The organism is Kineococcus esterisolvens (assembly GCF_050871405.1).
Classification (GTDB): domain Bacteria; phylum Actinomycetota; class Actinomycetes; order Actinomycetales; family Kineococcaceae; genus Kineococcus.
In genome coordinates this window covers 1-8,346 of sequence record NZ_JBJLRI010000113.1, presented here as the reverse complement: position 1 = coordinate 8,346, position 8,346 = coordinate 1, and the positions used below count along the sequence as shown (strand labels likewise).

10 protein-coding genes are annotated in these 8,346 nt (G+C 76.1%); 8 read left to right on the top strand and 2 right to left on the bottom strand.

The annotated features are described in order from the left end of the window. The first annotated feature begins 130 nt into the window (after positions 1 to 130). The 3 genes from ACRYR8_RS20385 to ACRYR8_RS20375 all read left to right on the top strand — a co-directional run bounded on the left by ACRYR8_RS20385 (position 131) and on the right by ACRYR8_RS20375 (position 3,275). Positions 131 to 1,552, top strand: coding sequence for a sensor histidine kinase (locus tag ACRYR8_RS20385; RefSeq protein ID WP_432486080.1), 1,422 nt, complete (start codon positions 131 to 133; stop codon positions 1,550 to 1,552). Then, positions 1,549 to 2,259, top strand: coding sequence for a response regulator (locus ACRYR8_RS20380; RefSeq protein ID WP_432486079.1), 711 nt, complete (start codon positions 1,549 to 1,551; stop codon positions 2,257 to 2,259). Before ACRYR8_RS20385 ends, ACRYR8_RS20380 begins: the two co-directional genes overlap by 4 nt. Before the next feature lie 119 nt (positions 2,260 to 2,378). Next, complete coding sequence (locus ACRYR8_RS20375; RefSeq protein WP_432486078.1) at positions 2,379 to 3,275, top strand: SDR family oxidoreductase; 897 nt, start codon at positions 2,379 to 2,381, stop codon at positions 3,273 to 3,275. 36 nt (positions 3,276 to 3,311) lie between these two features. Here the strand turns inward: ACRYR8_RS20375 and ACRYR8_RS20370 are convergent, their stop codons facing one another. After that, positions 3,312 to 3,974, bottom strand: a complete 663-nt coding sequence (locus ACRYR8_RS20370) for an O-methyltransferase (protein WP_432486077.1) — start codon at positions 3,972 to 3,974, stop codon at positions 3,312 to 3,314. 193 nt (positions 3,975 to 4,167) lie between these two features. After that, positions 4,168 to 4,392 (bottom strand): hypothetical protein, encoded by a 225-nt coding sequence (locus ACRYR8_RS20365; protein WP_432486076.1) that lies wholly within the window; start codon positions 4,390 to 4,392, stop codon positions 4,168 to 4,170. A 253-nt stretch (positions 4,393 to 4,645) separates the two neighbouring features. Between ACRYR8_RS20365 and ACRYR8_RS20360 the strand changes: the two genes are divergently transcribed. From ACRYR8_RS20360 to ACRYR8_RS20340, 5 genes are all read left to right on the top strand, one after another. After that, a complete protein-coding gene (locus ACRYR8_RS20360; protein WP_432486075.1) occupies positions 4,646 to 5,464 on the top strand; it encodes an NmrA family NAD(P)-binding protein in 819 nt (272 codons plus the stop codon). A 329-nt stretch (positions 5,465 to 5,793) separates the two neighbouring features. Next, complete coding sequence (locus ACRYR8_RS20355) at positions 5,794 to 6,189, top strand: 3-oxoacyl-ACP synthase III family protein (protein WP_432486074.1); 396 nt, start codon at positions 5,794 to 5,796, stop codon at positions 6,187 to 6,189. Then, complete coding sequence (locus ACRYR8_RS20350) at positions 6,186 to 6,980, top strand: SDR family oxidoreductase (RefSeq protein WP_432486073.1); 795 nt, start codon at positions 6,186 to 6,188, stop codon at positions 6,978 to 6,980. Before ACRYR8_RS20355 ends, ACRYR8_RS20350 begins: the two co-directional genes overlap by 4 nt. Continuing rightward, the gene (locus ACRYR8_RS20345) at positions 6,977 to 7,447 is read left to right on the top strand and encodes an anthrone oxygenase family protein (protein WP_432486072.1); all 471 of its coding nucleotides are present in this window, start codon (positions 6,977 to 6,979) and stop codon (positions 7,445 to 7,447) included. Before ACRYR8_RS20350 ends, ACRYR8_RS20345 begins: the two co-directional genes overlap by 4 nt. A 19-nt stretch (positions 7,448 to 7,466) precedes the next feature. Beyond that, on the top strand, positions 7,467 to 8,144 hold the full coding sequence (locus ACRYR8_RS20340; RefSeq protein ID WP_432486194.1) for a 4'-phosphopantetheinyl transferase family protein: 678 nt from the start codon (positions 7,467 to 7,469) through the stop codon (positions 8,142 to 8,144). The last annotated feature ends 202 nt before the right edge of the window (positions 8,145 to 8,346 follow it).

The following is an 8,346-nucleotide window of genomic DNA, read 5'->3' as shown; positions in this document are numbered from 1 at the left end:
CGGTGATCGGGGGAGTCGCGACCTCCCCGATCACCGCGGGGTGGAGGGGGCACGGGGTGCGACGGAGGTCGGGTGCCGGGCGCAACGATCGGACGACGGCCCCTCGTCAGGGGGTACCTACGCTGTGGGAGTGAGCGCCGCCCCGCCGCCGGCTCCGCCGGCCCTCCCGCCGGTGCGCGACCCCCGCGTCGCCCGCTGGCCCTTCGCACCGCGCCTGCGCGACGTGCTGACGATCGTCCTGTCCCTGCTGGTGGCGGTCGTGTGGTTCTCCGCGCAGGTCGAGGGGCCCACCTCCTCGGCCCGCGACGGCCTGATCGCCAGCCCGCTGGACCTGTCCCACGTCGGCGTGGGGGACGCCGCGCTCCTGCTCGTCGTGCTGGGCACCTGCGTCTCGCTGTGGTGGCGGCGGCAGCACCCGGTCGCCGTCACCGTCTGGTCGGTCCTCGTGGCGCTGGTCGTCGCCTTCGACGGGGCGATGTTCTTCGCGCTGCTCACCCTGGCGGCGCGCCGGCGCGACCGGTTGCTGGTGCTGCTGGCGGTGGTGGGCTTCCTCGCCTCCTCCACGGCCGCGGTGCGCACCACGCTGGACGGCTGGGGGTTCTCGGTCTTCACCGCCGCCCTGGGCACGGCCCTGGTGGTGTTCGTCGGCGCGTACGTGGGCGCCCGCCGCGACCTGGTCTGCTCCCTGTGGGAGCGCGCCGAGCGCGCCGAGCACGAGCAGGTGCTGCGCGCCGAGCAGGCCCGGCTGGCCGAGCGCACCCGCATCGCGCGGGAGATGCACGACGTGCTGGCGCACCGCATCTCCCTGGTGGCGCTGCACGCCGGCGGGCTGGAGGTGCGTCCCGACGTGGGCCCGGACCAGGTGGAGGCCACGGCGGCCACGATCAGGGAGACGGCGCGCACCGCCCTGGAGGACCTGCGCCGGGTCCTGGGCGTGCTGCGCACCCCCGGCACCGGTGTCACCGCCGCGGCCGGGACGGCGGCCGCGGCGGCGGAGCTGGCCCCGCAGCCCACGCTGGTGGACGTGCGCGCACTGGTGGAGTCCAGCCGGGAGGCGGGGGTCGCGGCGGAGTTCCGCACCGACGTGCCCGTGCACGCCGACGTGCCCGCGGAACTGGGCCGCACCGTGTACAGGGTGGTGCAGGAAGCCCTGACGAACGTGCACAAGCACGCCCCGTCGGCCCCGACGGTCGTGACGATCTCCGGGGAGGTGGGCCGCGAGCTGCTGGTGTCGGTGGTGAACAGCCGCCCGGACGGGGAGAGCTCGGGGTTGCCGGGCGCCGGCTCGGGCCTGGTCGGGCTCTCGGAGCGGGTGGGGTTCGCCGAGGGCACGATCCGCAGCGGCCCCGAACCCGGCGGCGGGTTCGCGGTGCGGGCGCAGCTGCCGTGGCCGCTGCCGGAGGGCAGGGCCCCGCGACGGACCTCCAGCGCGTGGACGCCGCCGGATGCCAGACTCACCCCCGCACCGGTGGCGGCCGGCCGCGGCGAAGCGCGCGAACAGCGGCCGCCGGTGCCCGACGAGCAGGACGACGAACGGAGAGCACCGCTGTGACGACCCCCGAGGCGTCGACGACCCCCGAGGCGCCGGCCGGGCCGGCGCGCCCCACGCGCGTGCTGCTGGTGGACGACGACGCCCTCGTGCGCGCGGGCCTGCGCATGATCCTGTCCAGCGCGGAGGACCTCGAGGTCGTCGGCGAGGCCGGCAACGGCGCCCAGGCCGTCGAGGGCGTCGCCGCGCACCGCCCCGACATCGTCCTGATGGACGTGCGCATGCCCGTGATGGACGGCTTGAGCGCCGCCAAGGCCATCACCGCCCGCCCGCAGGCGCCCGCCGTGGTGATGCTGACGACGTTCGACCTGGACGAGTACGTCTTCCAGGCCCTGCAGGCCGGTGCCACGGGTTTCCTGCTGAAGGACACCCCGCCGCGCGAGCTGGTCGCGGCGGTGCGGGTGGTCGCGGCGGGCGAGGCGATGCTGTCGCCGACGGTGACGCGCCGGCTGGTGGGGCACTTCGCCGCGGACGCGGTGAACCCGCGTCGCCGGGAGGCCGCCGAGCGCCTGCAGCTGCTGACCGAGCGGGAGCGGGAGGTGCTGGGCGCGGTGGGCCGAGGGCTGTCGAACGCCGAGATCGGCCGGGAGCTGTTCATGAGCGAGGCGACGGTGAAGACGCACGTGTCGCGGCTGCTGACGAAGCTGGAGGCGCACAACCGCGTGCAGGTGGCGATCGTCGCGCACGACGCGGGGCTGCTGGACGGCTGAAGCGATCGCCGCCGGTGCGGCGCGCATGGGACGCGCGAGTGCGGGTAGTCACCGAGCGTGCCCCCGGGGACGGCTGCAAGAGGGCGGCCGCCCCCGACGACGCCCACCGAGGAGACACCGTGGCCGAGGACCAGACCACCCCGCAGGACCCCACCTCCCAGCACTCCCAGCCCGACAACGAGGGTGAGCAGATCGCGCACCCCGGCCGCACCGGGGACCTGCGCGACGAGCCCGACCACGGCGAGGAGTCGTACCGGGGCAGCGGGCGCCTGGAGGGCAAGAAGGCCGTCATCACCGGCGGTGACTCCGGCATCGGCCGCGCCGTGGCGATCGCCTTCGCCCGCGAGGGCGCCGATGTGCTGATCGTGCACCTGCCCGAGGAGGAGGAGGACGCCCGCACCACCGTTGGTCACGTCGAGGCCGCGGGGCGCAAGGGCGTCGCGCTGGCCGCCGACATCCGCGAGGAGGACACCTGCCAGCGGATCGTCGACCGGGCCGTGCAGGAGTTCGGCCGCATCGACGTCCTCGTCAACAACGCCGCTTACCAGATGGCTCAGCCCGGCGGCATCGAGGACATCACCACCGAGCAGCTCGACCGCACGTTCAAGACGAACCTGTACGGGATGTTCTGGCTGACGAAGAAGGCCCTGCCGCACATGGGTGAGGGTTCCAGCATCATCAACACCGCCTCGATCCAGGCGTACCAGCCGTCCCCACCGCTGCTGGACTACGCCACCACCAAGGCCGGCATCGTGAACTTCACCAAGGGCCTGGGGCAGATGCTGGCCGGGCGCGGGATCCGGGTGAACTGCGTGGCGCCCGGCCCGATCTGGACGCCGCTGATCCCGGCGACGATGCCGCAGGAGCAGGTCGGCTCCTTCGGGGAGGACGTGCCGCTGGGCCGGGCAGGCCAGCCCGCGGAACTGGCCCCCGCGTACGTGTTCTTCGCCTCGCAGGAGTCCAGCTACATCACCGCCGAGGTCATCGGCGTCACCGGCGGCAAGCCGATCTCCTGACGGTCCCGGTGCGGGCCGAGGGCCGGCTCCCGGCGGTCAGTCCACGACGGCGATCGCGAAACCGTCCCAGCCCTTGGCGCCCACCGTCTGCAGGGCGGTGGCGCGCAGCCGCGGGTGAGCACCCACCGCGTCCAGGAAGGTCCGCACGCCCGTGACGGCGGGGTCGGTGACGGCGGGGTCGGCGACCCGACCCCGCCGCACCACGTTGTCACCGACGACGACGCTGCCGGGCCGGGTCAGGCGCAGCGCCCATTCCAGGTATTGCGGGTAGCCGCCCTTGTCGGCGTCGATGAACACCAGGTCGAACGGGCCGAGCCCCTCCTGCTCGAGCTGCGGCAGGGTCTGCAGCGCCGCCCCCACCCGCACGTCCACCACACCGGCCAGGCCGGCCCGCTCGACGTTGCGCCGCGCCACCTCCGCGTGCCGCGGCTCGAACTCGCAGGTGACGACGCGCCCCCCGGCGGCCAGCCCGCGGGCCAGGTGGATGGTGCTGTACCCGCCGAGGGTGCCGATCTCCAGGACGCGGCGGGCGCCGGTGATGCGGGCCAGCAGCGTCAGGAACGCCCCCTGCAACGGGGAGACGTCGATCGAGGGCAGGCCCGCCGCCCGGTTCTCCGCCAGCACCTGCTCCAGCACCTCGTCGGCGGGCAGCAGGGCCCGCGCGAGGTGGTCGTCGACCCGTCCCCAGTCCTCGTCCACGCCGCCCATCGTGCCCCGCCGGCGGGCGGTTCAGCGCAGCAGGTCCGGCACCTCCGGGTCCACCCCGTGCACGTGGGTGGCGAGGAACGCGAACACCGCCTCGTACCAGGGGATCGCGTGCTGCGGGGTGAGCACCCGGTGGTTCTCGTCGGGGAAGCACGGGGGTGGTGACGGCCGCGGCGGGTGGCGGAGGTCAGGCGGGCCGCTGCGGGCCGAGGGCGCCGGTGGTGCCCCGCTCCCGGTCCAGCGGCAGTGCGTAGCGGGGACCGCCGTCGCGGTCCACGACCTCCTCGACCGCACCGGCACCCGGCGGCGTGCGGTCGGCGGTGTCCGCGACGCCGGTGGCGGGCAGAAGCGCGAGACCCGCCGCGGCGGCGGCCGTCGCGGTGAGGGCGAGGACGAGGCGGTACGGGGTCATGCCGTGCTCCTTGCGCCGTCCGGGTGAGGTGCCCGTGGTGTCGGCACCGCGCGTCACCGCCTTGAGCCGCACCGCTCCCCCGCCCGGCCCGCCCCGCGGGACGGGCCGGGTCGGGGCGGGACTGGGCCGGGGGCGCATGCGGGTGCGGCGTGCGCGCATGGCCGGGGAGGGGTGCGCGGCGGTCGACTGGGCACGGCCCCGCAGCGGGGCCCACGACCGCACCGCGGCACGGGCCGCGACAGGAGGAGGGCCAGTGATCGTCGTCATCGGTGGGACCGGCAAGACGGGTCGTCGCGTGGCCGACCGGCTGCGCGCGAAGGGCCAGGACGTGCGCGCCGGGTCGCGCTCGACGGAGCCCCGCTTCGACTGGGAGGACGCGTCCACGTGGGAGGGCGCGCTGCGCGGCGCGGAAGCCGCCTACGTCACCTACTACCCCGACCTGGCGTTCCCGGGCGTCCCGGAACTGATCGAGGAGTTCTGCCGCGTCGCCCGCTCGGTGGGCGTGCGCCGCGTCGTGCTGCTGTCCGGGCGCGGCGAGGAGGGCGCGGTGGCCAGCGAGCAGGCCGTGCAGCGCGCCGGGCTGGAGTGGACCGTGGTGCGCTGCAACTGGTTCAACCAGAACTTCTCGGAGAGCTTCTTCCTGGAGCCGGTGCGCGCCGGTGTCCTGTCCATCCCGGCCGGCGACGCCGTCGAGCCGTTCGTGGACGCCGACGACATCGCCGACGTGGCGGTGGCGGCGCTCACCGAGCCCAGCCACACCGGCCAGGTGTACGAGCTGTCCGGCCCGCGGCTGCTGAGCTTCACCGAGGTCGCGGCCGAACTGTCCCGCGCCACGGGCCGCGGGATCCGCTACGAACCCGTCAGCCACGCCGAGTACGCCGCCGAGCTCGAGCGCGAGGGCCTGCCCGGCGACTTCGCGGACCTGTTCGCGATCATCCTCGACGGCCGCAACGCCTCGGTGACCGACGGGGTGGAGCGGGCCCTGGGCCGCGCGCCCGGGGACTTCTCCGCCTACGCCCGCGAGGCGGCCGCCACCGGGGTGTGGGCGCCGGTCCGGGCCGCCGCGCTCTGACCCGAGCGAGCGGCGGGTGACCACGGCGACGCCGACGCTGCTGCCCGCGCAGCGCGGCGTCCCGCGGGGTCCGGGTGGCGGGGACGCGACGGTGCCGCTGGGCACCACCAGGCACCCCTCGGTGCTCACCGCGCTGAGCGCGCTCACCGCCGCGGCGTCCTGCTGGAGGGGGACGCCGCAGCCGCGGGCGGCGCCGGTGGCGGGGCCGATGCTCTCGCCGGACGCGGACCTGTTCGCCCTCCGCCCGCACCGGTGCCCGCCGGGGCAGCGGTACCACGTGCTGCGCCCCGGTCCCGGTGCAGGTCCTGGCCGGCGGCAGCCGCATGCCCGTGACGGAGCAGGCCGTCCGCGACGGCCTGCACCACGCCCGCATCAACGGCAACGAGGTCTACCTGAACGCGGTGCGGCTCACCGTGGCGACGGTGCGCCGCACCCTGGCGGCGGCGGGGTCCACCGCCGGCGACCTGGACCTGGTGGTCCCCCACCAGGCCAACATCCGCATCGTCGACTCCATCGTCAAGCACACCGGCCTGGCGCCGGAACGCGTGTTCACGAACCTGGACCGCTACGGCAACACGGCCTCGGCCTCGATCCCCATCGCGGTCTCCGAGGCGCTGGCCCCCGGGCGGCTGCGGCCGGGGAACCTCGTGCTGCTGGCGGGTTTCGGCGTGGGCACGACGTGGGGCTCGGTGCTGCTGCGCTGGGGCGGGGGTGAGCCGTCGTGACCGCGCTGGACCAGGACGCCGCGCCCCGCGCCGCGGCCGTGCCCGCGCCGCGCACCGGGGAGCGGCCGGCGTCGCCGGTGGCCCTGGTCACCGGCGCCTCGGGTGACTTCGGCCGGTCCCTGGCGCTGGCCCTGGACGCCCTGGGCTGCCGGGTGGTGGTGCACTACCGCTCCGGCGGGGAGGCGGCGCAGCGCACCGCCGGGGAACTGCGCCACGACTCCGTGGTGGTCGGTGGGGACGTGGCGGACTGGGACGACGTGGTGCGCCTGGAGCAGCGGATCACCGAGTCCCTGGGGCCGGTGGACGTCGTGGTGAACAACTCCGCGGTGCGCCGGGACTCCCTGATGGCGATGCAGTCGCCTCAGGAGTGGGCCTCGGTGATCGCCACGAACCTCGTCGGCACGTTCCACGTCAGCCGGGCGTGCCTGCCGGGGATGCTGAAGCGCCGCTGGGGCCGGATCGTGAACATCGTCTCCCCGTCGGGGATCGTGGCGACCGCCGGGCAGACCGCGTACTCGGCCTCCAAGGCCGGCGTCATCGGGATGACGCGGACGCTGGCCGCTGAGTGCGGGCGACGCGGCGTGACGGTGAACGCCCTCTCACCGGGGTTCATGGTGACGCAGATGACCAGCGGGCTGCCGGACTCCGTGACCGAGAGCATCCGGCAGAAGTGCCCGATGGGCCGGTTCGGGACGACCGACGAGATCGCGCAGGCGGTCGGGTTCTTCCTGGACGCCGGCTACATGACCGGGCAGGTCGTGAGCGTGGACGGGGGTGTGTCGATCACGTGAGCGGGTCCGTGCTGCACGACGTCCTGGTGCTGGGTGCGCTGGTCGCCTCCGCCTGGCTGGCCGGGTTGTTCTACGCGTTCGCGTGCTCGGTGATGCCCGGCCTGGGGCGCACCGCGGACGGGACGTTCGTGGAGGCGATGACGTCGATCAACGCGGCGATCCGCAACCCGCTGTTCGCGGCGTCGTTCTTCGGCGCGCCGCTGCTCACGGCGGGCGCGGTGCTCAGCGCCGTCGCCGGGGGCGGTGCGCCGGCGGCCCCGGCCGCGGCCCTGGCCCTGCACGCCGGGGCGTTCGCGGTGACGGTGGCGCGCAACCTGCCGCTCAACGACGCGCTCGACGCGGGGGCGTGGGCCCCCGCGTCGGCGCGCGGGGGTTTTGAGGTGCCCTGGCGACGCTGGAACGCCGTGCGGGCGGTCCTGGTGACGGCGTCGGTGGTCTGCCTCGGCGCGGGCCTCGCCACCGGCTGACGCGAACGTGACGGGCGGCGTGACGGGCGGCGTGGTGGACGACGTCCCCGGGGGGCGGTCGCCGGCTCTGGCGACCGTCCTGCCGGCGTTCGCGCGGTGCGCCGAGCGCACCGCCGACGTGGAGCTCGCCGACGTCCTGCCGCAGGAGGTGCAGCTGCTCGGGCTGGCCGGCTCGCGCGAGCGCGCGCAGTCGGTGACGGTGCGCCGCTGCGCGCAGGAGGCCGTCGCCGCGCTCGGCGCGTCGTGCGGCGTGCTGCCCCGCAGGGCGTCCGGGGAGCCGGGCTGGCCGCCGGGGCTGGTGGGCAGCCTCACCCACTGCGCCGGCTACCGCGGCGCGGCGGTGGCGCGCGCCCGCGACGCCCTCTCCCTCGGCATCGACGCCGAACCGCACGAGGCCCTGAGCCCGGGCCTGCTGGGCCTGGTGGCCTCGCCGGAGGAGGCCGCGGCCCTGCGGTCCGCGCCGCGGGGCGTGCACGGCGACCGGGTGCTGTTCTGCGCCAAGGAGGCGGCGTACAAGGCGTGGTGGCCGCTGACGCGGCGCTGGCTGGGCATGCTCCACGTGGAGGCCGAGCTGCGGGGCGAGGCGTTCACCGTCCGCGTGCCGGACGCCAGCGACGGGGAGCCGGCCCGGCTGCACGGCCGCTGGGCGGTCCACGACGGCCGCGTCCTGGCGGCGGTGACCGTGCCGGCCCCCTGAACGACCGGCCACCTGAACGACCGGCCACCTGAACGACCGGCCCCCTGGACGACCGGCCACCGCCTCCCGGCCGCCCACGGCCCCTCCCGGGCCTGGGGGGGGGGGGGGGCGCCGGCGGGGGGGGGGGGGGGGGGGGGGGGGGGGGGGGGGGGGGGGGGGGGGGGGGGGGGGGGGGGGGGGGGGGGGGGGGGGGGGGGGGGGG

Bases quoted from the DNA above. Each gene is read 5' to 3' on its own strand.
- ACRYR8_RS20365 (WP_432486076.1), bottom strand. From the start codon at position 4,392: ATGACCCCGTACCGCCTCGTCCTCGCCCTCACCGCGACGGCCGCCGCC.